The organism is Marinobacter sp. B-12 (assembly GCF_056857915.1).
On the sequence record NZ_JBSXOB010000043.1, the window covers coordinates 57,953 to 82,735 of the forward strand.

At 55.8% G+C, this 24,783-nt stretch carries 23 protein-coding genes; 11 read left to right on the plus strand and 12 right to left on the minus strand.

The genetic code is table 11. The annotated features are described in order from the left end of the window. Positions 1–44 precede the first annotated feature (44 nt). Complete coding sequence (locus tag AC13D2_RS06695) at positions 45–1,046, plus strand: glutathione S-transferase family protein (protein WP_286811263.1); 1,002 nt, start codon at positions 45–47, stop codon at positions 1,044–1,046. Positions 1,047–1,062: 16 nt separating this feature from the next. On the opposite strand, the gene ispB is transcribed toward AC13D2_RS06695, so the two are convergent. Then, the gene (gene ispB / locus AC13D2_RS06700; RefSeq protein ID WP_286811264.1) at positions 1,063–2,031 is read right to left on the minus strand and encodes an octaprenyl diphosphate synthase; all 969 of its coding nucleotides are present in this window, start codon (positions 2,029–2,031) and stop codon (positions 1,063–1,065) included. 230 nt (positions 2,032–2,261) lie between these two features. Here ispB and rplU point away from each other — a divergent pair, with 230 nt between their 5' ends. From rplU to proB, 4 genes are all read left to right on the plus strand, one after another. After that, positions 2,262–2,573: a 50S ribosomal protein L21 gene (rplU, locus tag AC13D2_RS06705; RefSeq protein ID WP_007155545.1), complete on the plus strand. Its 312-nt coding sequence runs from the start codon at positions 2,262–2,264 to the stop codon at positions 2,571–2,573. Positions 2,574–2,609: 36 nt separating this feature from the next. After that, the gene (gene rpmA / locus AC13D2_RS06710; RefSeq protein ID WP_007155544.1) at positions 2,610–2,870 is read left to right on the plus strand and encodes a 50S ribosomal protein L27; all 261 of its coding nucleotides are present in this window, start codon (positions 2,610–2,612) and stop codon (positions 2,868–2,870) included. 137 nt (positions 2,871–3,007) lie between these two features. Next, positions 3,008–4,204 (plus strand): Obg family GTPase CgtA, encoded by a 1,197-nt coding sequence (gene cgtA, locus AC13D2_RS06715; RefSeq protein ID WP_286811265.1) that lies wholly within the window; start codon positions 3,008–3,010, stop codon positions 4,202–4,204. Positions 4,205–4,368: 164 nt separating this feature from the next. Beyond that, a complete protein-coding gene (gene proB, locus AC13D2_RS06720) occupies positions 4,369–5,493 on the plus strand; it encodes a glutamate 5-kinase (protein ID WP_286811266.1) in 1,125 nt (374 codons plus the stop codon). Positions 5,494–5,714: 221 nt separating this feature from the next. On the opposite strand, the gene rpsT is transcribed toward proB, so the two are convergent. Continuing rightward, the gene (gene rpsT, locus AC13D2_RS06725; protein ID WP_041335394.1) at positions 5,715–5,984 is read right to left on the minus strand and encodes a 30S ribosomal protein S20; all 270 of its coding nucleotides are present in this window, start codon (positions 5,982–5,984) and stop codon (positions 5,715–5,717) included. A gap of 285 nt (positions 5,985–6,269) precedes the next feature. Between rpsT and murJ the strand changes: the two genes are divergently transcribed. The 6 genes from murJ (at position 6,270) to ispH (ending at position 13,748) form a co-directional block, all read left to right on the plus strand. Further along, positions 6,270–7,850, plus strand: a complete 1,581-nt coding sequence (murJ, locus tag AC13D2_RS06730; RefSeq protein WP_286809923.1) for a murein biosynthesis integral membrane protein MurJ — start codon at positions 6,270–6,272, stop codon at positions 7,848–7,850. Positions 7,851–7,915: 65 nt separating this feature from the next. Further along, positions 7,916–8,887 carry a bifunctional riboflavin kinase/FAD synthetase gene (gene ribF / locus AC13D2_RS06735; protein WP_286809924.1) on the plus strand — a complete coding sequence of 324 codons (972 nt, stop codon included), beginning with the start codon at positions 7,916–7,918 and terminating at the stop codon, positions 8,885–8,887. Positions 8,888–8,922: 35 nt separating this feature from the next. Next, complete coding sequence (ileS, locus tag AC13D2_RS06740; protein WP_286809925.1) at positions 8,923–11,742, plus strand: isoleucine--tRNA ligase; 2,820 nt, start codon at positions 8,923–8,925, stop codon at positions 11,740–11,742. A 25-nt stretch (positions 11,743–11,767) separates the two neighbouring features. Further along, complete coding sequence (lspA, locus tag AC13D2_RS06745; RefSeq protein ID WP_286809926.1) at positions 11,768–12,286, plus strand: signal peptidase II; 519 nt, start codon at positions 11,768–11,770, stop codon at positions 12,284–12,286. Further along, positions 12,286–12,738, plus strand: a complete 453-nt coding sequence (gene fkpB, locus AC13D2_RS06750; protein WP_286809927.1) for an FKBP-type peptidyl-prolyl cis-trans isomerase — start codon at positions 12,286–12,288, stop codon at positions 12,736–12,738. The genes lspA and fkpB overlap by 1 nt, the downstream gene beginning before the upstream one ends. 59 nt (positions 12,739–12,797) lie before the next feature. Beyond that, positions 12,798–13,748: a 4-hydroxy-3-methylbut-2-enyl diphosphate reductase gene (ispH, locus tag AC13D2_RS06755; RefSeq protein WP_286809928.1), complete on the plus strand. Its 951-nt coding sequence runs from the start codon at positions 12,798–12,800 to the stop codon at positions 13,746–13,748. Positions 13,749–13,778: 30 nt separating this feature from the next. On the opposite strand, the gene AC13D2_RS06760 is transcribed toward ispH, so the two are convergent. The 10 genes from AC13D2_RS06760 to AC13D2_RS06805 all read right to left on the minus strand — a co-directional run bounded on the left by AC13D2_RS06760 (position 13,779) and on the right by AC13D2_RS06805 (position 24,711). After that, positions 13,779–14,186 carry a type IV pilin protein gene (locus AC13D2_RS06760; protein WP_286809929.1) on the minus strand — a complete coding sequence of 136 codons (408 nt, stop codon included), beginning with the start codon at positions 14,184–14,186 and terminating at the stop codon, positions 13,779–13,781. A gap of 46 nt (positions 14,187–14,232) precedes the next feature. Further along, entirely contained in the window at positions 14,233–14,610 is a 378-nt protein-coding gene (locus tag AC13D2_RS06765; protein WP_199448968.1) for an ELL-associated factor, read from the minus strand. A 61-nt stretch (positions 14,611–14,671) separates the two neighbouring features. Continuing rightward, positions 14,672–18,079 (minus strand): pilus assembly protein, encoded by a 3,408-nt coding sequence (locus AC13D2_RS06770; protein ID WP_286848002.1) that lies wholly within the window; start codon positions 18,077–18,079, stop codon positions 14,672–14,674. 74 nt (positions 18,080–18,153) lie between these two features. After that, positions 18,154–18,669 (minus strand): pilus assembly PilX family protein, encoded by a 516-nt coding sequence (locus tag AC13D2_RS06775; RefSeq protein ID WP_292049142.1) that lies wholly within the window; start codon positions 18,667–18,669, stop codon positions 18,154–18,156. Then, entirely contained in the window at positions 18,669–19,796 is a 1,128-nt protein-coding gene (locus AC13D2_RS06780; protein ID WP_292049122.1) for a PilW family protein, read from the minus strand. The genes AC13D2_RS06775 and AC13D2_RS06780 overlap by 1 nt, the downstream gene beginning before the upstream one ends. 2 nt (positions 19,797–19,798) lie before the next feature. Then, positions 19,799–20,290, minus strand: coding sequence for a type IV pilus modification protein PilV (gene pilV, locus AC13D2_RS06785; RefSeq protein WP_292049123.1), 492 nt, complete (start codon positions 20,288–20,290; stop codon positions 19,799–19,801). Next, positions 20,290–20,772, minus strand: coding sequence for a GspH/FimT family pseudopilin (locus tag AC13D2_RS06790; protein ID WP_292049124.1), 483 nt, complete (start codon positions 20,770–20,772; stop codon positions 20,290–20,292). The genes pilV and AC13D2_RS06790 overlap by 1 nt, the downstream gene beginning before the upstream one ends. A gap of 156 nt (positions 20,773–20,928) precedes the next feature. Further along, the gene (locus AC13D2_RS06795; RefSeq protein ID WP_292049125.1) at positions 20,929–21,501 is read right to left on the minus strand and encodes a pilus assembly FimT family protein; all 573 of its coding nucleotides are present in this window, start codon (positions 21,499–21,501) and stop codon (positions 20,929–20,931) included. A 121-nt stretch (positions 21,502–21,622) separates the two neighbouring features. Continuing rightward, positions 21,623–23,011: a sigma-54-dependent transcriptional regulator gene (locus tag AC13D2_RS06800; protein ID WP_292049127.1), complete on the minus strand. Its 1,389-nt coding sequence runs from the start codon at positions 23,009–23,011 to the stop codon at positions 21,623–21,625. Between the two features lie 53 nt (positions 23,012–23,064). Continuing rightward, the gene (locus tag AC13D2_RS06805) at positions 23,065–24,711 is read right to left on the minus strand and encodes a sensor histidine kinase (RefSeq protein ID WP_292049128.1); all 1,647 of its coding nucleotides are present in this window, start codon (positions 24,709–24,711) and stop codon (positions 23,065–23,067) included. Between the last annotated feature and the right edge of the window lie 72 nt (positions 24,712–24,783).

Here is a 24,783-nt window from a genome sequence, read left to right on the forward strand (position 1 = left end):
TCGCAGTCGCCTTCTCAAAACATCAGGTTCAGGAGTAAAGGGTTATGGGACTTCTCGTCGACGGAAAATGGCAAGATCAGTGGTACGACACCTCGAAAACCGGCGGCAAGTTCGAGCGTGAGGCCGCCCGGTTCCGCAACTGGGTTACGGCGGATGGCTCGCCGGGGCCCGCCGGAGAAGGGGGCTTTCCAGCGGAATCGGGCCGGTATCACCTGTACGTGTCCATGGCGTGTCCCTGGGCCCATCGGACGTTGATTTTTCGGGCGCTCAAGGGGCTGGGGAAACATATCTCGGTGTCGGTTGTGCATCCGGATATGCTTGAGAATGGCTGGGAGTTCCGGCCGAATGACGAGTCGCATCAGGACACGGCCAATGGAAAGCGCTTCATGTACGAAGTTTATCTGAAGGCGGCGCCCGACTATTCCGGGCGGGTGACGGTACCGACGCTGTGGGACAAGCAAAGGCAAACGATTGTCAGTAATGAATCGGCGGATATTATTCGCATGTTTAACTCGGCATTCGATGGGCTGGATGGCGTTCGAAGTGATCTGGATTTTCACCCTGAAGAACTTCACGGTGAGATCGATGAGGTGAACGAGCGGGTTTATCACACCGTGAACAACGGCGTTTATAAGGCCGGATTTGCGACTGCCCAGGATAAATACGAAGAGGCGTATGGGGCGTTGTTTGAGTCTCTTGATTGGTTGGAGGATCGCCTTTCAGGGCAGCGTTATCTGGCTGGCAATCGGTTGACTGAGGCGGATTGGCGATTGTTTACCACGTTGATTCGATTCGATGCTGTGTACTTCAGTCACTTCAAGTGCAATCGCCAGAGAATTGCGGACTTTCCGGCGCTCTCCAGGTACCTGCGGGATCTGTATCAAGTGCCCGGCGTGGCGGATACAGTGGATATTCGGCAGATCAAGCGGCATTACTACGTCAGTCAGCGCACGGTCAATCCGACGCAGATTGTGCCGGTGGGGCCAAGGCTGGATTTCACATCGGCCCACAACCGCGAAGCGTTGGGGCCTGATTTCGAAGGCTAAGGTTGTTCCGGGGTGACTAGCTGACCCGAGCGACCGCAACTTCGGTCAGCAGCGTAAGCGCATTCCGGTGGTCAGATTCCGGAATGTCTTTCAGGCAGTCCTGGGCTGCCTGGGCTTCTGCTTTAGCGCGTTCCATGGTGTATTCCAGCGCGCCCGAGCGGTTCACGATGTCGAGGATCCTGGGTAGGTCATCCAGTCCACCCTTGCGGACGGCCTGACGTATCAGGTGTTTTTCCTCATCGCTGCCGTTAGCCATGGCGTAGATCAGCGGCAGAGTGGGTTTGCCTTCGGCCAGATCGTCGCCCACATTCTTGCCCATGGCTTCTGCCTCGCCTCGATAGTCCAGCACGTCATCCACCAATTGGAAAGCCAGGCCCAGGTGCTTGCCGTAAGCGCTCAGCGCCCGCTCCTGGTCGTCACTCGCACCAGCGAGCAGCGCGCCGGTGTGGGAGGCTGCTTCGAACAGCATGGCGGTTTTGTTGTGAATAACCTCCATGTACTTGTCTTCGCTGACGTCCGGATTTTTTACATTCATCAGCTGAAGGACTTCCCCTTCGGCAATCACGGCTGTGGCATGGGACAGCACATCCATGATTTTCAGATTCTGGAGTTCCACCATCATCTCGAAGGCTCGGGCGTAGAGGAAATCACCTACCAGCACGCTGGGTGCGTTGCCCCAGCGTGCATTGGCGGTACTGCGGCCGCGGCGCATGTTTGAGGTGTCCACCACATCATCGTGCAGGAGCGTCGCCGTGTGCAGGAATTCGATGACCGCAGCGAGCTTCAGGTGATCGTCCCGTTCATAGGCCAGGGCTCGGCTTGAGAGTAAAACCAGTAGTGGCCTCAGGCGCTTACCACCACTTTCAATTATGTATTGGGCGATTTTCTCGACCAGGGGAACGTCGGATGACAGCCGCTTGATGATCAGGTCGTTGACGCGGCTGAAGTCGTCCGCGACGGTGTCGTAAATACGCTGGGCTGTCATGCGGCTGGTCCGATCCCTTGTCTGGTGTTTTCGTTGGAAAAATAGGCGGGTGCCGCAATGCTAGGTATTGCGGTGATCGGTGTCAACTTGGCTTGTAAAGCGGCGGAGGTTTTCGTACAATCACGCGCCCAACTCATCCCAACCTGCGCTCCCTGCTATAGGGTTGCCGAAGCGCTTCCCTTAGAACCAGGTGGATAAGAGCAGGGATGGGTCAATCGCGGAGAACGTTAATGTACGCAGTTATTGTTAGCGGTGGTAAGCAGCACCGTGTAAAAGAAGGCGAAACTCTGAAGCTGGAAAAGCTGGAAGTGGAAACTGGCGGCAACGTCGAGTTTGACCGCGTTCTGCTGATCGCCGATGGTGACAAGGTTCAGGTAGGTGCGCCGGTTGTTGATGGTGCCAAAGTGACTGCGGAAGTGGTTAGCCACGGCCGTCACGACAAGATCCAGATCATCAAGTTCCGTCGTCGGAAGCATTCCATGAAGCGTCAGGGCCACCGTCAGTGGTTTACTGAAGTCAAGATCACGGGTATCAAGGGCTAAGACCCTCGAGTAACCCCTTAGATAAGGAGGCTTGTAATGGCTCATAAAAAGGCAGCAGGTAGTACCCGTAACGGTCGCGATTCCGAGTCGAAACGACTTGGTGTGAAGCGCTTCGGCGGCGAGACTGTATCTGCAGGTAGCATCATTGTTCGTCAGCGTGGCACTCGTTTCCACCCGGGTCACAACGTTGGCCTCGGCAAGGACCACACTCTGTTTGCAACCGCAAACGGACAGGTCGTGTTTGAGGTAAAGGGTCCGGAGAACCGCAAGTTCGTGAGTATCGTTCCGGCTGCGTAAGCAGCGGCGATCTCGGGTTCTGTCGAACCTTCGGTGGCCCTGATATGATTTGATATCAGAGCCACCTGGAGCCCCGCATAGCTTCCATGAGGCTGCGGGGCTTTTTAGTTTATGCGCAGGGCGCAAAGGGTTGATTGATGAAGTTCGTAGACGAAGCCACCATCATTGTAGAGGCGGGCAAGGGCGGTCACGGTTGCCTGAGTTTCCGTCGTGAAAAATATGTGCCCAAAGGCGGACCCGATGGTGGTGACGGTGGCGACGGTGGCTCTGTGTACCTGGAGGCCGACAGTGCGCTCAATACACTGATCGATTACCGGTTCCAGCGTAAGCACAAAGCCGAGAATGGTCAGCCAGGCTCAGGCCGCAACTGCACTGGCATCAAGGGCGACGACCTCATGTTGCTGGTGCCGGTAGGCACTACGGTTGTGGATATGGATACCCACGAAGTGTTGGGGGACCTGACCCGTGCCGGTGAGCGCCTGAAAGTGGCTCAGGCCGGTTTTCATGGGCTGGGTAATACCCGTTTCAAATCCTCGGTCAACCGCGCTCCGCGTCAGACCACAAAAGGCTCCGAGGGTGAACTTCGGAACCTGCGGCTGGAGCTGAAAGTGCTGGCGGATGTCGGCCTGCTGGGTATGCCCAATGCCGGCAAGTCCACCTTTATCCGTTCCGTGTCAGCTGCCCGCCCCAAGGTGGCGGACTATCCGTTCACCACCCTGGTGCCCAATCTCGGTGTGGTCAGCGTGCAGGCTCATCAGAGTTTCGTCATCGCAGACATTCCCGGGTTGATAGAGGGCGCGGCGGAAGGCGCAGGGCTGGGAATCCGTTTCCTCAAGCACCTGGTGCGCACACGCTTGCTGCTGCACCTCGTGGACGTGGCGCCTTACGACGGGTCTTCGCCAGTGGAAAGCGTACGTGCGATTGAGCACGAGCTGGAAAAGTTCAGCGAAACCCTTGCCAGCCGCGAGCGTTGGCTGGTACTGAACAAAGTAGATATGGTCTCTGAAGTAGACCGTGAGGCACACTGCCAGGCCATCATCGATGAACTTGACTGGAAAGGTCCTGTATTCAGCATCTCCGCACTCAGCGGCGAAGGTACCAAGCCGTTGACTCAGGCCGTAATGCGCTGGATAGAAGATCAGGCCCAGGAAGAAGCGGAGAACCCCGAGTTTGCCGAGCGCGAAGCCGCACGCCGCCGGAAAATGGACGAAGAGGCGCGAGCAAGAATCGAAGCCGAGCGGCAGATCCGTCGCGAAGCCCGTCAGGATGACGATGATGACGACGACTTCGATGACGATGATTACGATGTAGAAGTGGTCTACGCTCCTGAGTAGCGGGTTATGTCGTCAGAGTTAACTGCCAAAGTATTGTCGGACAGGCGGGGGACTTGCTGGTGGATCGACAAAAACATGGATGTTTTTGTCGAGCGTACATGGATGTATTCACCGCGTATCCGCCAGCAAGCCCCCCGCCTGTCCGCTCCCTGAGCTGGAATGTAATGAGTACACGCACCCAATTACGTCATGCCCGTCGCCTGGTAATAAAAATCGGAAGCGCCTTGCTAACCAACGATGGCAGGGGTCTGGATGTTGCTGCTCTCGGGTTGTGGGTGGACCAGATTGCAGAGTTGGTCACTGCTGGCGTTGAAGTGGTGGTGGTGTCATCGGGCTCTGTGGCTGAAGGCATGAGCCGGCTGGGTTGGACCGTTCGCCCTGAGCAACTGCATGAGCTTCAGGCTGCAGCCGCGGTTGGTCAGATGGGGCTGGTTCAGACCTGGGAAGCCCAGTTCAAACGACATGATTTGCACACCGCACAGGTCCTGCTGACCCACGACGACCTGTCTGATCGCAAGCGCTACCTCAATGCTCGCAGCACCTTGAGGGCGCTGCTCGACTTCGGCGTAGTGCCCATCGTCAACGAAAACGATACCGTTGTCACCGACGAAATCCGCTTCGGTGACAACGATACCCTGGGTGCATTGGTCGCCAACCTGATCGAAGCTGATGGCCTGATCATCCTCACCGACCAGCTCGGCCTGTTTGACAAAGACCCTCGTAAAAATCCCGGTGCCCAACTGGTCGATGAACGCCGCGCCAACGACACCGAACTCGACGCCATGGCCGGTGGCGGTGCTGGTGTATTGGGCCGCGGCGGAATGCAAACCAAAGTCCGCGCCGCCCGCCTGGCTGCCCGATCTGGCGCATTCACCGTCATCGTCGGTGGCCGAATCGAAAAGGCCATCGCCCGCCTGCGCGACGGCGAAAGCATCGGCACCCTGTTGCTCCCCGAGCAGGGTCGAATCGCCGCCCGTAAACAGTGGCTCGCCAGCCATCTCCAGACCCGTGGCAAACTCACCCTTGATCAGGGTGCTGTTAACGTTCTCTGCCGGGGCGGTCGAAGCCTGCTGCCAGTCGGTGTGAAAAGCGTTTCCGGCCAGTTCCGTCGGGGTGAAATGGTCTCCTGCGTGGACGAAAGCGGCAAAGAAATCGCCCGTGGTTTGGTCAACTACGATGCCGACGAGGCTAGAGCCATCGCCGGTCGCTCAAGTAACCGGATAACAGAGGTTCTGGGCTACATTTCCGACGAAGAAATGATCCACCGAGACAACATGGTGATCGTGTAGGGGCTCTTCCCAATTCTGGAGGCAGGGCTGGCCACCCGCTCTGAAAACCGTGCATTGCCAGGGATGGCAATGCCGAGCCCCCATGGATGGGTTTACGGCGTGTTTTCGGAGTGGGTGGTCAGTCTTGCTTGTGCTCCGGAACCGGCAGGCAATGTAATCGGCGGGCACAAAAAAACCGGCCTGATGGGCCGGTTTCTTCATTCTCAAGTTCCGAAGAAGCGTTACGCGCTCTTCAGGGCCTTGATGCGGGCGCTCAGACGGCTCTTCTGGCGAGCAATCTTGTTCTTGGCGAACACGCCCTTGTTAACCATGCTGTCCATAATCGGCTGAGCCTTCTGGAAAGCCGCTTGTGCTTCCTCTGGCTTGCCGGCCTCAATGCTGGCCTGGACCTTCTTGATGTAAGTGCGCGCCATGGAACGCAGGCTGGCATTGTGCTTGCGGTTCTTCTCGTTCTGACGTGCGCGCTTCTTGGCTTGCGGGGTATTTGCCACCGTATAACTCCTGAGATCTGTGAAATCCGAAATTCGTGTGAAACGATTCGTAAAAATCGCGGGCGCGCCAAAACCAGCGCGTCGAAATAAATGACGCGGAACTATGCCGCCAACGCCCTAAAATGTCAAGGCTCAACGCTATTTCATCCCGGTATCTCCGGCCCCTGTGGTAAACTCGCCGCTCATCGCCTGAGAGTCCCGTGAAGGCCCTAGGGAATTACCGAAATATGGCCTGCTACATCCCGGGTGCATCCAGTAAATACTGAACCATTGTCCAGGCCAAGAATGTCGTCCGAACCTGAGCAGACAGAAGCACCAAAGGCTTTACCCAAACCGCCAGGGCTGTTGAGGTCATCTGGAGTCGTTGGCTCAATGACGATGCTGTCGCGAGTTCTCGGTTTGGTCCGGGATATGGTGATTGCGCGTTATTTTGGTGCCGGGGCCGGCGCCGACGCGTTCTTTGTCGCTTTCAAAATCCCCAACTTTCTCCGCCGCCTATTTGCCGAAGGTGCGTTCGCTCAGGCCTTCGTACCGGTGCTTTCCTCGTATCGGCAGCAGGAATCGGTCACCGAAGTCCGGCGTTTGGTCAACGCGGTTGCAGGCGTCCTTGGGTTGGTGCTGTTGGGCGTGACGGCAGTCGCCATGCTGGGGGCGCCGCTGCTGACTGCGGTATTCGCACCGGGTTTTCTGGATGACGACCTCAAGTTCGGCCTGGCCAGCGATATGCTGCGTATTACCTTCCCGTATTTGTTACTGGTCTCCTTGACGGCGTTTGCAGGCAGTATTCTCAATAGCTACGACCGCTTTGCCGTTCCCGCGTTTACGCCAGTGTTGCTCAATCTGGCGATGATCAGCGCGGCCATATTTCTCTCGCCCCTGATGGAAACGCCTGTCATCGCTTTGGCTTGGGGGGTGTTTATCGCCGGGGCGTTGCAATTGTTCTTCCAGTTGCCCTTTCTGATGCAGTTGGGGTTGATGCCGCGGCCAAGAGTGGATTACAGGCACGAAGGGGTCCGTCGAATCATGAAGTTGATGGTGCCTGCGTTGTTCGGGGTCTCCGTCAGCCAGATCAACCTGCTTCTGGACACGGTTCTCGCGTCGTTTCTGCAGACCGGCAGTGTGTCTTGGCTCTACTACTCGGATCGCCTGTCGGAGTTACCCCTGGGCGTATTCGGTATCGCCATTGCCACGGTGATTCTTCCCAGTCTGTCCCGCAAACACGCAGCGGAATCGGCGGACCAGTTCGCCGCAACTCTGGATTGGGCTGTGCGGGCGGTACTGCTTATAGGTTTGCCTGCCGCGTTGGCGCTGGCCCTGCTGGCTGAACCATTGATTGCCACGCTGTTCCACTACGGAGAAGTTACCGATCGCGACGTCACCATGGCGGCCCAAAGCCTGCGCGCATACTCCGCCGGGCTGCTGGCCTTCATGTTGATCAAGGTGCTGGCGCCGGGGTATTTCGCGCGGCAAGACACCAAGACGCCGGTCAAAATCGGCATTATCGCAATGGTGGCCAACATGGTTTTTAACCTGGCGCTGATTTTCCCACTGGCACATGCGGGGCTGGCGCTGGCAACTTCGCTCTCTGCGTGGTTGAACACGGCGCTCTTGTGGCGCGGCCTTATCCGTGAGGGCGCTTGGAAATGGCAGCCGGGGTGGACCCGCTTCCTGGTTCAGATCGGACTTGCCAATGCGGCTCTGGCTGCGGTCATCCTCTGGCTACAACCGCCGGTTGGCCAGTGGCTGACGGCCAGTGGGCTCCAGCGGGCCACGGATATGGGTATTCTCGTAGTCTCGGGCGTTGCGGTGTACTTTATTGTGTTGGCAATGACCGGGGTTCGGGTAAGACATTTTCGCCACAGGTAGGTTATAATCGCGCGTTTTCTCACCAGTGAAATCATACACCACTGGCAAACAAGGGTTCGCTTTACATGCGTCTGATCCGGGGCCTGACTAACCTGAAAAGCCTTTCGCAGCAGGACGAAGCGCCGCTCGCGAACGGGTGCGTCGCCACCATCGGGAATTTTGACGGGGTGCACCTTGGGCACCAGACCATCATCGACCAGGTTCATGAAAAAGCACTGGAGCTCGGCGTGCCTTCCGTGGTGATGGTATTTGAGCCCCAACCCCGTGAGTTCTTTCAGGGCTCTGAAGCTCCACCACGGTTGATGCCGTTCCGGCAGAAATTCGAATCGCTGCTGGCGTCTGGCATCGATTTCGTACTGTGCCTGCGTTTTAACGAGCGGTTCCGGAGCTACTCCGGTATGGGCTTTATTGAAGACGTTTTGATGGATGGCCTGGGTGTTCGCCATCTTGTGGTAGGGGACGACTTTCGTTTCGGTTGCGACAGGGCCGGCGATTTTTCGCTGCTGCGGGAAGTGGGTGAGCAACGCGGCTTCACGGTGGAGAACACCCGTACAGTGACGGTGCATGGCGAGCGTGTCAGCAGCACCCGAATTCGAGGTGTGCTTTCGGAGAACCGGATCAACGACGCCGAGGATTTATTGGGGCACCCTTATCGCATTCGAGGGCGAATCGTTTATGGCCGCCAGTTGGGGCGGCAGATTGGCGCACCAACGGCGAACATTCTGTTGCCTCATATGCCTGCGCTGAAAGGGGTCTACGTGGTAAGCGCGACCCTCGAGAATGGCCGTGTTCTGGACGGTGTAGCCAACATCGGTCTGCGCCCAACAGTAGACGGTAAGCAGCCGTCCCTGGAAGTGCACCTGTTTGACTTTGCTGGCACACTTTACGGCCAGCGTCTTGATGTGGTTTTCCGCCATGCCCTGCGGGACGAAGTGAAATTCGACTCGGTGGAGGACCTCAAGGAGCAGATTGCCCGTGACTTTGACGATGCGCGGGCGTGGATTGCAGGCCATGGCTCCTTAGCCACCGGACATTGACCGACATTTAACAACCTGAGCTACGCACCTTTACCATGAGCGACTACAAGCACACCCTGAATCTGCCTGAAACTGCCTTTCCCATGCGCGGTAACCTGGCCAAGCGCGAGCCGGACATGCTCCAGCGCTGGCAGGATCTGGACGTATACGGCAATCTGCGCAAGCAGCGCGAGGGACGGGAAAAGTTCATCCTCCATGATGGCCCTCCCTACGCCAATGGCAGCATTCATATCGGTCATGCGGTCAATAAAATCCTCAAGGATATGATCGTCAAATCCCGCAGCTTCATGGGTTTCGACGCGCCTTATGTGCCGGGATGGGACTGCCATGGCTTACCGATTGAACACAAGGTGGAGCAGGAGATTGGCAAGGCGGGTGTGAAGGTGGATTACAAGACCTTCCGTCAGGCGTGTCGTGATTACGCGACCAAGCAGATTGCTGGCCAGAAGGCTGATTTCATTCGTCTTGGAGTGATGGGTGAATGGGAAAAGCCTTACCTGACCATGGATCCGAAGGTCGAGGCGGGCATCGTGCGTGCGTTGGGCAAAATAGTTGCCAAAGGCCACCTCGTGCGCGGGTTCAAACCGGTGTATTGGAGCGTGGTCGGTCAGTCTGCGCTGGCGGAAGCCGAAGTTGAATACCAGGACAAGACGTCGGTGCAGATCGATGTGCGATTCACGGTCGTCGATCAGGCGCGGGTGCTCGACCTGTTTGGCACCGACAAAGGTGCGGGTGATGTGTCGGTTGTTATCTGGACCACCACGCCCTGGACCATTCCGGCAAACCAGGCGGTTTCGCTGCACGCCGAGCTGGAATACGCTCTGGTACAGACCGATACCGGACACGGACCGGAGCGGATGATCCTCGCAGCGGACATGGTGGATGGCATCATGTCGCGTTGGGGTGTTGAGAACTATGAGGTGCTGGCGACTGTACCGGGCGCCACGCTGGAAAAGCTGGATCTGCATCATCCGGTGTATGACAAGCAGGTGCCACTGATTCTGGGCGACCACGTGTCAACCGATGCTGGTACCGGCGCCGTCCATACGGCCCCGGATCACGGGATGGAAGACTTTGAAGTGGGCAAGGCCTACGGCATTGATACCATCAGCCTGGTCAAGGCCGATGGAACCTATGCCCAGGCCGCCGGTGAGTTTGCCGGGGTGCATGTGTACAAGGCGGACGACCCCGTGTGTTCCGCTTTGGAGCGTGAGGGCAAGCTGGTTCGGGCAGAGAAGTTCAGCCATAGCTACCCCCACTGCTGGCGTACCAAGACACCGCTTATCTACCGCGCTACCCCCCAGTGGTTTATCAGCATGGACAAGGAAAGCCTCCGTGACGACGCACTGGAAGCCATCAAGGGCGTGCGCTGGGTGCCTGCCTGGGGCCAGAACCGCATCGAGGCCATGTTCAGGCAGTCCCCGGACTGGTGTATCTCACGACAGCGCACATGGGGTGTGCCGATCACACTGTTTATCCACAAAGAAACACAGGAACTGCATCCGGATACCCAGAATCTGATTGAGGCGGCAGCGAAGGAAATCGAAAAGGGCGGTATTGACGCCTGGTACGACATGGATACCACCGAGCTGCTGGGCGGTGATGCCGACCAGTATGAAAAGGTGATGGATACCCTGGACGTCTGGTTTGATTCCGGAGTAACCCACGAATCCGTGCTGCGTCCTCGCACCGAACTGGGTCAGTTTCCGGCGGATATGTACCTGGAAGGCTCTGACCAGCATCGTGGCTGGTTCCAGTCGTCCCTGAAAACCTCCATCGCGATGAACGGCGTGGCACCGTATAAGCAGGTGCTGACCCATGGCTTCACCGTCGATGGTAAGGGCCGCAAGATGTCCAAGTCCCTGGGCAACGTAATTGCGCCCCAGGAAGTGATGAACGAGCTGGGTGCCGATATCCTGCGTCTCTGGGTGTCCGCCACCGACTACAGCGGTGAAATGACGGTCTCCAAGGACATTCTCAAGCAGACCGCGGACGGTTACCGTCGTATCCGGAATACCGCCCGCTTCCTGCTCAGCAACCTCACCGGTTTCGATCCTGAGCAGCACGCCGTAGCACCGGAGGATATGATAGCCCTGGACCGCTGGATGGTCGACAAGGCCCTGCAGTTGCAGAAGGAACTGCATGAGGATTACCAGAATTACGCGTTCCTGCGTATCTACCAGAAGGTGTACAACTTCTGCGAGGCCACGCTGGGCGGGTTCTATCTGGATATTATCAAGGATCGGCAATACACCACCCAGGCTGACAGCCGCGAGCGTCGCTCCTGCCAGACAGCCCTGTTCCATGTGGCCGAAGCCTTGGTGCGTTGGATTGCGCCGATTTTGAGCTTCACTGCTGATGAGATCTGGCAGCACCTGCCTGGTAAGCGTGGCGATACTGTGTTCTACGAAACCTGGTATGAAGGCCTGACGGCGCTGCCAGACAACGCCGAACTGGGCCGTGACTACTGGAGCCGCATTTTCAGCGTTAAAGAAGCGGTAAATAAGTGCCTGGAGGAGGTTCGTGGCCGGGGAGAGATAAAGGGTTCCCTGAGTGCGGAAGTAACGCTTTATTGCGAAGGCGACCTTGCCAAGGATCTGCAGTACCTTGGTGAAGAGTTGCGCTTTGTGCTGATTACCTCTGAAGCCACCGTAGCACCGATCTCTGATGCCAATGGGGCGGAATCGACATCCCACGAGGGGTTACTGGTGAAAGTAAACCCGGCCGGACACGCCAAGTGTGAGCGCTGCTGGCATCATCGGGCCGATGTCGGTCAGAGCGAACAGTACAGCGATCTGTGTGGTCGTTGTGTGACCAACGTAGAAGGGCAGGGCGAGTCCCGCTCGTTTGCCTGATGGAAGCCGCCTTGTGGAAAGCGTAATGAACAATACGGAAGAAACCGGCTCCAAGCTCCGCTGGCTTTGGCTGGCGGTGCTCGTTATCGTGCTGGACCTTGGGAGCAAGGCCCTGGCGACGGCCATGCTGACCTATGGCAATCCGGTACCGGTAATGCCATTGTTCAATCTGACCTTGCTGCACAACACCGGCGCGGCGTTTAGCTTTCTGGCCGGCGCCGCCGGCTGGCAACGCTGGTTTTTTGTGTCCCTGGCGCTGGTGGTCAGCGTGGTGCTGGTTGTATGGCTGAAATCCCTGCGGCGTCATGAAACCTGGTCGGCGATTGCCATCGTATTAATCCTCGGTGGGGCGCTGGGTAACGTTTACGACCGTGTTGTTCATGGCTACGTGGTCGACTTCCTGCATTTTTACTGGAACGACTACCATTTCCCTGCCTTTAACATCGCCGATACGGCCATCACCATTGGTGCCGGCATGATGATTCTGGATATTTTCCGCAAGCCCCGGGAACCGGATGCGGACAACAGGAGCGACAATCGCTGATGAAAGAACTTCCCGTAGATCAGGGCACACGCGTTACGCTTCATTTTGCGTTGAAGTTCAGTGACGGTGAGGTCATTGATTCCACTTTCGAGAAAGAGCCGGCAACGCTGGAAATTGGTGACGAGAACCTGCCAGAAAATTTTGAAGCCTACCTGATGGGTATGACGGCGGGCGACCGAAATAGCTTCGAAGTACCTCCTGAAAAGGCCTTTGGGCAGCATAATCCGAGTAACGTGCAAACGTTCAAGCGGAGTGAGTTCAGCGCGGACATGGTGCTTGAAAAGGGGGTTATGATCTCGTTCGCGGACGCGCGTCAGAGTGAGTTGCCGGGCGTCGTTAGCCGTGTGGAAGGGGATCAGGTTGAGGTAGACTTTAATCACCCTCTGGCGGGGCGTACACTGACATTCGAAGTGGAAATTATTGATGTGGAGCCTGTTGGCCGGGCCCATTAACCGCATTTCGGTCTTCCCACAGGCTTCCGCAAACTTGTTTGATATCTCAGGGCAATTCTATGCAAATCCGACTCGCTAATCCTCGTGGCTTCTGTGCCGGTGTTGACCGCGCTATCGAAATAGTGAACCGTGCCCTGGATGTTTTTGGTGCGCCCATCTACGTGCGCCATGAAGTGGTGCATAACAAGTTCGTGGTGGACAACCTGCGCAATCGCGGCGCCATCTTTGTGGACGAGCTGGAAGAGGTGCCGGACGATAAACTGGTGATCTTCAGCGCCCACGGTGTGTCCCAGGCGGTGCAAAATGAAGCCGCGCGCCGGGGGTTGAAGGTGTTCGACGCAACCTGTCCGCTGGTGACCAAGGTTCACCTCGAAGTGATGAAGTACAGCCGCGATGGGCGCGAATGTATCCTCATTGGCCATCATGGCCACCCGGAAGTGGAAGGGACCATGGGACAGTACGACCATGGTAATGGCGGTGATATCTATCTGGTTGAAGACGAGAAAGACGTTGCTGAGTTGTCGGTAAAAGATCCGTCCAAGCTGTCCTATGTTACTCAAACCACGCTTTCCATGGACGATACTGCCCGAGTTATCGACGCTTTACGAGAAAAGTTTCCAGAAATCCAGGGCCCTCGCAAGAACGATATCTGCTACGCCACGCAGAACCGTCAGGATGCTGTGAAGCAGTTGGCCGGTGACTGTGACCTGATGCTGGTAGTGGGGTCGCCGAACAGCTCCAACTCCAATCGTTTGCGGGAGTTGGCGGAGCGCATGGGAACGCCTGCGTATCTGATAGACGAAGCGTCACAGATTGACCCGCAATGGTTGGAAGAAAAGACTTCGATCGGCGTAACGGCTGGCGCATCGGCACCGGAGGTGTTAGTGAATGATGTTATCGCCAGGTTAAGGGATCTCGGCGGTAATGTGCCCGAGGAAGTCTCGGGGCGTGAGGAAAGTATTGTTTTCTCGATGCCTAAAGAATTGCGAATCGATGCCATCGAAGTCTGATTGTGATGGCATCGTTCGTGTCGTATTCGTTTACCAGCACCCTGCTGCCTGGTCTGCGCCGCGATTGCCCTGCTCATCCAGCGTAAGAGTTCCACAATCATCGTTTGTCTGAGGTCCGGTTGGAACTGCCTGTAAGGTAAACGCATTCCGGGCTACGTTCCCCACAAAGCTGATATCGTAGAACGCGTCTCCGTTCTGCGGCGACTGATCGAATGGCAAAATAGGATTATTACCCCCATCGCGATAATCAAAACCGTTGGAGTATCGACGCTCCATCCATTGGGTGAGTTCTAGCAGGTCCGCCTGCGCAGTTGTTCGTCGGGTTTGCTCCATCTGGCTCTGATAAAGAGGAAGTGCTATTGCTGCGATGATGGCAATGATCGCGACCGCAATCATCATCTCGATCAACGTAAAACCTGAGTTCGAGTGAGTCTTCAAAATCGTTATCCCTCTTAGTTTACTAGTGGTCGCTATTCCCGCCTGGTCAGTTCAGGACTTCTACTTTTTGTACCAGACGAGCACCAGTTTGTTGATCTGTGACGCCTCCGAGCTCCAGTTTGAGACGATCACCCTCTACGAGCCTCTGGACGACTTGTTCCCGGGACCATGAGGCACCGTTGAAGGTAATGACACGTTCCAGCACGAACGAATTATCATCAACAATCAGTATGAAAGAGTCGGGATGGACAGAATTCACCGTTCCCTCAAAAGACACGGTTCTGAGGGATATAGGATTGCCGTCGACAACCGCATCATCCGCTTGAGCGGATGATGCCAGAAATCCACTTGAAATAGCTGTAAGAGCGAATACGGCGATGACAAGAGCTCTGTGTAATTGAAACGGTAGTAAGCGAGTAATCATAGTATTTTCCTGCTACTCAAATAAAAAATAGAAACACTACTCTAGGGGGGGAGGCAGCTTCTTAACGAAGCTGCTCCCAAGTCTGTCGTCCAATGCTTGAGTCCAGAGATCGGGCGCAGAGTCCGTCTTCGCAGGGGTCACCCGGTGAGAGCTTGTCTGGATCCAGACCAGGTATCACCACTTCCGCATCGCCATCTCCGGTTGCAATTGTGCGGTTTTCTCCTCCGTAACCGACCTGAATACCGCTTGGGGCATAGCCGCCCACGATATCACCCGTGTTGAAAGTGCTATCGCTGTTCAGGTCGAAGACGGGAGTCTCGGATGGAACGCCGGTTGTTAACTTCAGATCCATAATAAATCCGGTACGTCCACTTCCACAGGGGTCATCGTCAGGGATGACGGTTGTGAATCGAACCCGGTCCGGGTTAACCCCAAACGGGAAGGTAGCACGGCTGATAACGCGCTCCCCCTGCTTGTTCGAGTTATAGACAAGGTCCAGATACCATCCGTCCTGATCTGTTAACTGGTTGCTGGAGGTCTCTCGTACTGTATAGCTGTTAGTGCCGTTACCAGATTCTCTGTTGACAACAACATCCTCCTGCTTAGTGATCGTCTGTTGCACCAGGTCAGTTCGCTCCAGCCCAGATGCATTCAGATTGTCTTTTATGGCGTAAAGCGTCTGGACGTCGTAGTCGCCCTCATCACCATTTCGCAGGAAGCTACCAGTACCAAATGCTACTACGAGTTCGTCATTATTGTTGGGGTTGAGTGCTACCCGGGGCGCAACCGTAATCGGCTGACTGAAGCCCGCAGGACTCTCAGCGGTGAACACTTTGGTAGCGTTCCAGCCGTTAATGTTCCCCGTCAGGTCGAATCGCCAAAGGTTACCTAACAGATCGCCCCCATAGGCATAGCGGGTAATCGCATCCGTTTCCGGAAAACTGGTGATCGTTGCAGAGGCGAGGCCATTAGCATTTGCAGCATTACCGACACCGGTTTGTAGTTCTTTAATGAGATTGCCGGTTTCCATATCAACAACAAACAGGCTGGACTGATCGCTGGCGCCATTGTAGCCGTTGCCAAAAATGGCGACCCAGGTCCCGTTGGTGAGCCGGGATATCTGCGGATCAGTGACGCCGTACCCGAGGTTGGCGTGTTGGAATTCCCAAAGTACGTCGTCTGCTGGTGAAAACGATCCCGGTTCTGTAATGTCAAGAGCAAATACGGTTCTTCCACCTTTACCCATGGTTCCGAGAAGAATCGTGCGCCACTCTTTGTCACCGTCTCCGTCTTTATCAATGTAGGCATCCTGCACTCGGGGAGTGCCATCCATGAAATATCGATGAGTGTAATTGGGCTGCATCAACTCTGAGATGCGGGCGTAGGTGTTTGAGCCCGAGGGGAGCAGCAACTCTGATGGGATATACCCAAAGAGCTCTTTACCGGTTTCGCCATCAAAGGCATGTAGTATACCGTCGTTGGCAGGTACATAAAGAGCATCGATCCGAGTCTGATACGAAGAGTCTGAGCGGAACGCCCCATAGTCGGAACCTTCGTCACCGCCAAGGCGCGCAAAGCCGTAGTTGGTCTTGCCAACAAACTGCGGGTTGGCGTTGATAACGTCACCCAGGGGCCTGACAACTGTGTTGCCCCCAGCGTCCTGTCCTTCACGATTTCTCAACGTTGCGTGCGCGTCTTTGTCGCCATGAAGCCAGGCAAGCCGGTTACGGCCGAGGTCATCCTGCGTGGCATTGAGCGTGGGGTCGGCGTTCAGCGCATCACGTTGGGCGGCTGAAAGGTTGGACAGTGAACCCGCTGATGAAAACTCCAGTTCAACACCGCTGCTTCCGTTATGGGTAATCAGTTTTCGGTCTGTCGGAAGCGTTTGTCGCAGAATTTCTTCGGCGTCCCAGAGCTCTTTGCCTTGGTCGAAGCTAAACCCTGACAAAGTGCCGGACCAGTCTTCACTGCGGAAGCCAGCAAAGAATCCCAAGGAGTCGGCCCGTAACACTGCGGAACTGACAGCAGCCGAAGAAGCAGATGTCTGGGACCGGGCGATTACGTCGCCAAGGAAGCTCTTGATCTCGTCGGCGAATTCTTTCGGGTTCTGTGCGCTGGCATAACCTCCTCGACCATTGATCGCCGCATGGAGAAGGTCATCAATGTTGGCAGGGCTTCGGTTTGAACCAGGTTCGGGCCAATTGATGGTGATGTTATTGTCTGGGTCAAGTGCAGCAAGTGCGTCGGCTTCTTTAATGGCACCGGTTACCCCCAAGCCAATCGTGAAGGTTGTCATGTGCTGCCAGAAAGCCGGGTCAGTTGATGTGACTGGGACTTTGTTACCGAGGTCTGTTCGCAGGTCGTTTTTCCAATATTCCATGGCTACATCGGCCAGAGTGTTGGAGTGTCCATCGGTAAAGGGCGACACGGCCGTATAGTTGAAATCGGAGCCATCGGGATCTGGGTTGGTGTAGGACGGTCCCGGCGTATTGTCGACATTTCCGACAGAGGGGCTGCTTCCGTTCCAGATACCATCGGTCATGATAAGGGAGAAACTTTGGCGGCATTCAATATGTGCGGTACTGTCATTGGTGCCAGGAATTTCTCCCCATGGGCCCCGATTGTCAGTACGGGAATAGTACTTGCCGACATCTTTAAGGGCCGTTCTCAACGGCGTGCCGCCATTAACGTTTTTGTTGTGCAGCCAGGTCAGAAATTGCTCACGGCGAGCTTCGGTGTATGGTCGAACGCCACTGACCAGGGTGTCGGTGTTGTTTTCGCCGTCGATGGTATTGTTGTTGACGTTAATGGCGCCATAGCCAACCCGAATATTGTCTGGAAGGTCAAAGAAGGCTTCCGTAATGCCGGATTTGGCCGCCAAGGTCCGCGTGCTGTAATAGGAAAACCAGTTTGCATAATTTTGTTTGATGTCGGCGGAGGCACTGTTCAACAAAACGGGGGTATAACAGTCGTCTTGTCGGGGATTGCTATCGCAGCTCGTGGACGAGTTGAACTGCATGTAAAAGCCTTCCTCAATGCTACCGATGCTGTCGAAGCGAATATATTCACTCAGATCATCTGCACCATCGGACTGATCAAATCCGTTTACCCAGGCATTGGTGTAACTCGAATTCGGATAACGAGAGCTACCATCCGGTTTGAAGGGTGGCTGGTAGGTTATCGTCGGGTCGTAATAGACTTTGTTTACCCGACTGGAGTAGTAGTATCGATTGCCACTATTACCACTAAGATTGTCTGGCATGTAACGCCACGCCATGGATCCGGAATCGTCATAGACAAACACCAGGTTTGAATCGACAGATTCCTTCAGGAACAGTGGTACCTGAGCCAAGTTGACCTGTGCCATGGCGGATTGCATGGTGCAGATTGAGAACACAAGGCTGGCGCTGAAAATGCCCAGCTTTGAGTAACTTGAGCGCTTGTGCGATGCTGTCTTGAACGTTTTCATGGCAAACTCTCCAGTTGGAGTCAGCAATTCATTGTGATGTTTGTCTGGCGACGGTTTTTAACACACGCCGTCATTTACTCTGGTGGTAACAAAACCGTAGATTGGAGTACTGTGACTGCTTCATCGCTTCCCCCTTGGGCTCGAGACGTTGCCAGGTAGCGCTCGAAGCAGGGCTGTCCGGGTTCGATCGGGCAAACATCCGCAAGACGCGCGAGATGGTAGGCAGGTTGTGCGCTTACATCCGGGCCGGCGACCCCGGTGCCAGATCGGGCAGGGTTATTGCCATCCCAGTCCCACGGGCTGTCGAGCATTGCCTCGCTAAAGGCCGTCACACGGGTACCTGGGGTGTTCAGAATATCGTTTTCACTCTGTCGTAACGCAGCTTCTGAAGCTTGAAACGAAATCGCACTGTCGTGGGCGTTGCTCGCCATGCGTTCCTGCATTACGGATCCCTGCATGCCACCGATAGCCAGCAGTGAAATGAGCAGCAACATGACAAGCGCCACGATCAAAGTCGCCCCGCGTTGGCGTTTAATAAAAGGGGTAGCTCCTGGCATAGTCGGCTTCACTCGATTCCGGGTCGCTTTCATCACATTCTTCCCCTGAGTGCAGTGGTGCTGACGGAGATAAGCCGAACACGTCGGTCTCCATTGTTTGCCTGGGAGACTTCACTGCCAAGCATATCGAAATTGCGATTATTTTCTTCGTCCAGAACTTCGTCCTGGCTGCGGGTCATGACCGAGAACCGGACGCTCACGATGGTTCTCCAGTCCGCCACCTCGTCGGCAGGGACATAGTCATCCGCAGCGTTGGTTCCAACGGTATCTTCGCCGTAGAGGATTTGCAGTGTTTCAACGCCAGAGACCAGTTCCTGGGGGTTCTGGAGTGGTGTCATCATGCGCCGGAACAAGGCGGGTTCGCCGTTGGTGCCCTGGCCAATGTAATAGGCCATGGACGTAAACTGATAGACTCGGGTTTGAGGGTCGTAATTAAGATTGAAGTTGTTGCCGTTATTGCCCGGATTGACGTTGCCGCCGGCCATCGTAATGGAGCTGGCATTGGCATTGTTGCTCTTCTGAAACATTTCGCCTTCGGAGCAATCGCCACGGGTAGCAAGAATGACAGATCCAGCGTCCACTCCCGAGCTGGCGTTAAGATTGATGCTGTTCCCATTCTGGGGGTTAGCCGGGTTTAAAGGCACTCCAAGAGAGGTCAGGGCGTTGACGATAACGACATCGGAGTTGGTGATCACCGAACCCGCAAGATCAGCGGGCAAGTTCGTGCCAGTGGTTCCGGAGGCCCAGTTATCGGCGCCGGGCGTTGCCATGGCGTTTGCCAGCGCGACGCTGTCTCCTGGGCCGGTTCCGGTGTACTCCCAGCCCTGGAGTGCCTGATCCAGTGGCACTACCAGACCGCCATTCAGACGGTTGTCGACAACCTGGTCAAGCGGGCGGGCCATTTCAGCGAGGCAGCCGAAACTGCCCGCGGAACGGAAATCCGGTGTCAGGACGGCAGAAACAAACCGGGTACTTTCCTGCGCATGGGCGAGGCCCTGAGTTTGACGGTAGGTTTCGTTGCCACTCAGATAGATCTGGATTACTCCAAGCGTAAGAATGAGGCCAAGGGCGGTTGCAATCAGCAACTCAACCAACGACAGGCCTGATTGGCGGGCCATAGGACGAGTGGCGGCGGCAGAGGGAGCGCGGAACTTTGACATGATCAAATCTGAGTCCTCACTACTACGGGGTTCATGGCCTGGTCGTTCTGGTCCCAGTCTATGGTGACTGTAACCACGTTGGTTAAGGGGTCCACCGTAACGGTACGCTCAGCCTCTGGAAGAAGGCAGGCGAGGCTGTTTTCCCAGGCGGCTATATCATTGGCTGCAACGTTGGCATTTGCCGGTACGAAAGACGTGTTGCAATCACCACCATCGGCGCCCTGCGCGTCGTCCTGGGCCAGGGCATAGGCGACGAGATTGTCGGAATTCGCACGAATTCGGTCCAGCAGGTCTTCCGCGAGCAGAACCGCCTGGCTCCGGCTCTGGGATTGGGAGTTCATTTGCAGGGAAACGACCTGTGTAGAGGCAACGCCCAGTATGCCGATGGCAAGAACCAGGACTGTAATGAGGATCTCAATCATGCCAAGACCGGACTGGTGTGCCAGGGAGGCTGGGCAAGCGCGTTGCTTCGCGGTCAGGGTTGTTGCTGGCATCACGGGCATACTCCGTCATCTACTTCGGTTCGTCCGACCGGGCTCACACGGACCTCTCGGAAGGAAATGTCTCCACTGGCACAGCCCACGGGGGCGATGGTAAAAGATCGAGCGTTTTGTGGAACTAGAAATCCGCGCCGGTCAAACACCAGATCGCCTACGTCTTCAGTAAAGGCAAGGTTTCCAGGTGACTCGAACCCGCGAATCTGGTCGTTGGCGCAGTCCCCGGTTTCATCACCTTCGTGCACACACCAACCACTCTCCAGACCACCATCGGTACTGAACGTGACGTTTGTGCCGCGTTTGATGGCTTCTGTTCTTGCCAGTTTAATGGATGACACCAGCAAGTTCGTGCCGGTTGTCAGCCGGTTGCTTTCTATCAGCCTGCCAAAGCCGGGGACAGCGACGGTCGCAGTGATCGCGAGAATGACCATCGTGACGAGTAGTTCTATGAGCGTGAAACCTGCGGTTTTCTTCAACATGCCAAAGTCCGTTGGTAAGCCTCAGGTTAGTAAAGCAAAGGCGCCATAGATATTCATTGCCTATTCGATAAACGGTCGAACATCTGGTACGGGCGGTATCCGCGTGCTGAAGATGAGGCTTGGGTCACACTTTTAGGTCGATTGTCGGCCCGTTTTTCACGGGCCGGGGCAGGTGACGGTTGTTCCCCATGGAAGTCTGATACTCCCATCCCCGTCTTCGTCGTGGAGTGTCCGAATGCGTCCGCCGATATTGAGGGCCAGGTAACTCATGTTAAATCCGCCGTTGGTTGAGGTGGAACACGCGACAAGACTTCCCATGGTGCCGTGACTCATACCTTTGGCAGATAACTGGAAGTAGCCTCTTCCGGCTGTTCGGGAATAGAGGCTGGATTGGCCTCGCGTAAGCGTGAACACTCGATGGACTTTTCCGGCATCCGGGCGTTTGTCGTTGTCTCGGTCTGGAAAGACAGAGACAGGGTTATTCCAGTTATCGATACATCTCTGCGCCGGAGACAGTGGGCAGACGGTGGTTAGGGTTTTCTGGTGAACGGCGTACGAGCGAGCGACGGCAAACATCCGGCGAGTGTCGTTAATCAGATCGTTGTGGCGTGTTGAGGAAATAAGCTGAGTCCAGGAGGTGCTGGCTATCCCGGCGAGCATTGCAACCAGTGCGAGTGTGAGAATAAGTTCAACCAGGGTGAAACCCCTGGTTCTGGCGGCGTTTTGCATAGTCAACATCCATGTTGGTGGTTTGGTCTGGGCGCTTCTTTACATCCTGTAGAAAAGCAATATGAATCTTACCTCAATTCAATGAACGGTGGTTGCCGGCGAGAGAGTTCTGAGATGCCGTTCACTCCATTCCCAGCTTTTTCAGGCGATACCGAAGCGCTCGAAAACTGATGCCCAAACGCTTCGCTGCCGCTGTTTTGTTCCATCGGGTGGCTTCCAGGGCCTTCTCGATGGCTTGTCTTTCTATGCTTTCAAGATAGTTCTCCAGGTCAATCTCGCCATCGGGTACAGGGACATCCTCGCCATCTTCGGCCTCGCCTTCCGCAATCACCTGGGTTGGGGACGACGCCTTTTGTACGCCATTTCCAAGATGCAGATCCCCGACATCTATCTGGTCGGCATCGCAAAGTGTAAAAGCACGCTCCAGAACATTCTCGAGCTCCCTTACGTTACCCGGAAAATCGTACTGTTTGAGCCGATCGATGGCGCCTGGGGTTAACGAGGCGGGATCGCATTCATACTCGTTACTTATTCGTTCGAGAATGTGTCGGGCGAGCAAGGGTATGTCGTCGGGGCGTTCGCGTAACGGTGGAACTGCCAGTTCGATGACATTGATCCGGTAGAAGAGGTCTTGTCGGAACGTACCCTCCTGAACCAGCTCCGGAAGGTTTTTGTGGGTCGCACTGAGCACCCGGATATCCACCGGAACCTCTTTGGTATCGCCAACCGGACGGACAGCCTTCTCTTGAATTGCTCTCAGTAGCTTTACCTGCATGGCCAGCGGCAGGTCAGCGACTTCGTCCAGGAACAAAGTGCCGCCATTGGCGGAGCGGAACAGCCCGTCTTTGTTTTCGACGGCCCCGGTAAAACTTCCCTTTTTATGTCCAAAAAATTCACTTTCCATCAACTCCGAGGGGATGGCGCCGCAGTTGACCGCTATAAAGGGACCGTTTCGACGAGGGCCCTGCAAGTGAATCATCCTTGCGACCAGTTCTTTACCGCTACCCGATTCCCCGCTGATAAAAACAGGCGCCTGGCTTCTGGCCAGCTTCCGGGTCTGGCTCCGGAGCTTCTGAATTTCTGTTGATTTGCCGAGTAGCAGGCCTGGTTCATCGTCAGTGTCCTGGGTATTGGCTTCCGCCTCCGACAACCGGAGGGCGCTATTAACCAACTCCCGAAGCCGCGGAAGCTCAACCGGCTTGGACACAAAATCGAATGCCCCGGCCTTCAGCGACTCAATGGCCGTATCCATGTTGCCGTAGGCAGTAATGACAGCCACCGGGGTGCTAGGGGTATTGTGCTGGATCCATTGCACGAGTTCGATGCCGTTGCCATCGGGCAGGTTCATATCTGTCAGGCAGAGTTGCGGCTTGTGCTCACCCAGAAGCTTTTTCGCACAGGTGATGTCGGGGGCAGTCAGGGTTGTTATTCCCATTCGGGTCAGAGTAATTTCCAGGAGGTCCCGGATATCGGGTTCGTCGTCTACGATCAGGGCGGTATGAGTGGTCATTGGATTGTTATCGGTTCCATGTCGTTATTCAGACTACCGGGCTTCCGGATTTGTCAGATCATCCGTCCATGGTGGGCGAATGTAATACGGAAACAACAGCCGGGCTGGTTGTCCTCTACCAGGGACAGGTGAGCCTGATTAGCCTCGCACAGTTCTCGCGCCAGATAAAGGCCGAGCCCCGTCCCACTCTTGTCGGTTGTGAAAAACGGTTCAAAAACAGACACGCGGTGCTCCGGCGCAATGCCCGGGCCGAAATCCCGAACATCCACATAGGCGCGCTCACCATCGGCGGTAACGCCAGCGTACAGTTCGATGCGGCGTTCGCCCACTGACTGCTTGCTGTACCGGAGGCCATTGTCGCAGAGGTTGACCATCACCTGCTCTATCTGGCTGACATCAAAACGCGCCAGGGGCAGTTTCCGTTCGGTGCGAAGTACAATATCGTCGGATTTCTGGTCTTCATTGCTCTGGGTTTGCAGGTAATCGTCGCGGAACGCCGATAACCACTGGCCGACGTCAATTAGGTCGGTGTCGGCGGCGCGTCGTCTCGACAGGTCGAGCACATTCTCGATAATGCCGTTAACCCGGCGGGAATGCCGTTCGATGATGTCCAGCATTTTGCGATCCCCCTCATCCAGGTTGGGGGATTCGTTCATTAACTGGGACGCGTGGCTGATGGCGCCCAGCGGGTTACGAATTTCGTGGGCAATACCTGCAGTCAGTCGCCCCAGGGAGGCCAGCTTCATTTGCTGGGCCTGTTGCGTCACCCTGCTCATGTCATCGATAAATACCAGGATCTGGTCGCCGCGCTGCTGATCGAGTTGAGTGAAATTGGCCTGCACCACGGGCGAGGTCTGCGTGGCCTGGAAAGGTTCCGTTCTGCGAGCTGGGTCTTTCAGCCAGGCGTCGAGTCCCTTTCGCAGCGGTCGCGGCAGGTTTCGTCCCCGGCTGGGTAGTTTCGAGTCCTCAGTGCCGGTGCCAAACAACAATTCTTCCGCAGCAGCATTAGCCAGGCGAATGCGCGCGAACCGGTCGAGAACAAGAATCCCGGTTCTCATGCGTTGGATAATCTGGCGATTGATCTGCTCCAGTTCGGCAATGCTGCGGGCTCGGGAACTGGCAAGCGCTTCGCTTCGCAGCATGCGCCGCGATATGTATTGGAGGATAAACGCTGCGGCAAAATAAAGAATACCGAGGGAGCCGGCACGAACAATTTCATCGGCGGAGTCATCAAACACCAGTACGGACCAGGCCGAGATGCCCAGGGAGCAGATGGCGCCCAACGCCGCGTAGAAGGTGCCAATCCTGGTGGGGGTCAGGATATTACCTGCAGCCACGGAAACGATAACCAGATTCGCCAGGCCATTGGTAATGCCTGTACTGGTGAGCAGGAGCCCATGTAGTAGCAGGATGTCCATCAATATGGATACAGTGATATGGCGGCTTTTGGGCTGAAAGCCCGCCAGCATTATCAACGCGACGAAGCCATTGATGGCGAGATAGCAGACCACCCCGGCCTGGTAATAATCCATTGATCGGAAGCGGGAGTCGAAGTTTATGGGGTCCACAAACAGCAACGCCACCAGTATAACGCTGACGACAACGCGATAGTGGTTGTAGATCCGAAACAGTCGGCCCCGCTGGTTCGAGGGAGGTGCGTCGGTTATGGGTTGCTGATCAGGGGTGATTGGTTGTGCCATCGTCCAGTGGATATCCCGCGAGAATTCTGTTGTCTTGCGGGGTTATAATAGCCTTTTAATGGCAATGAGTTA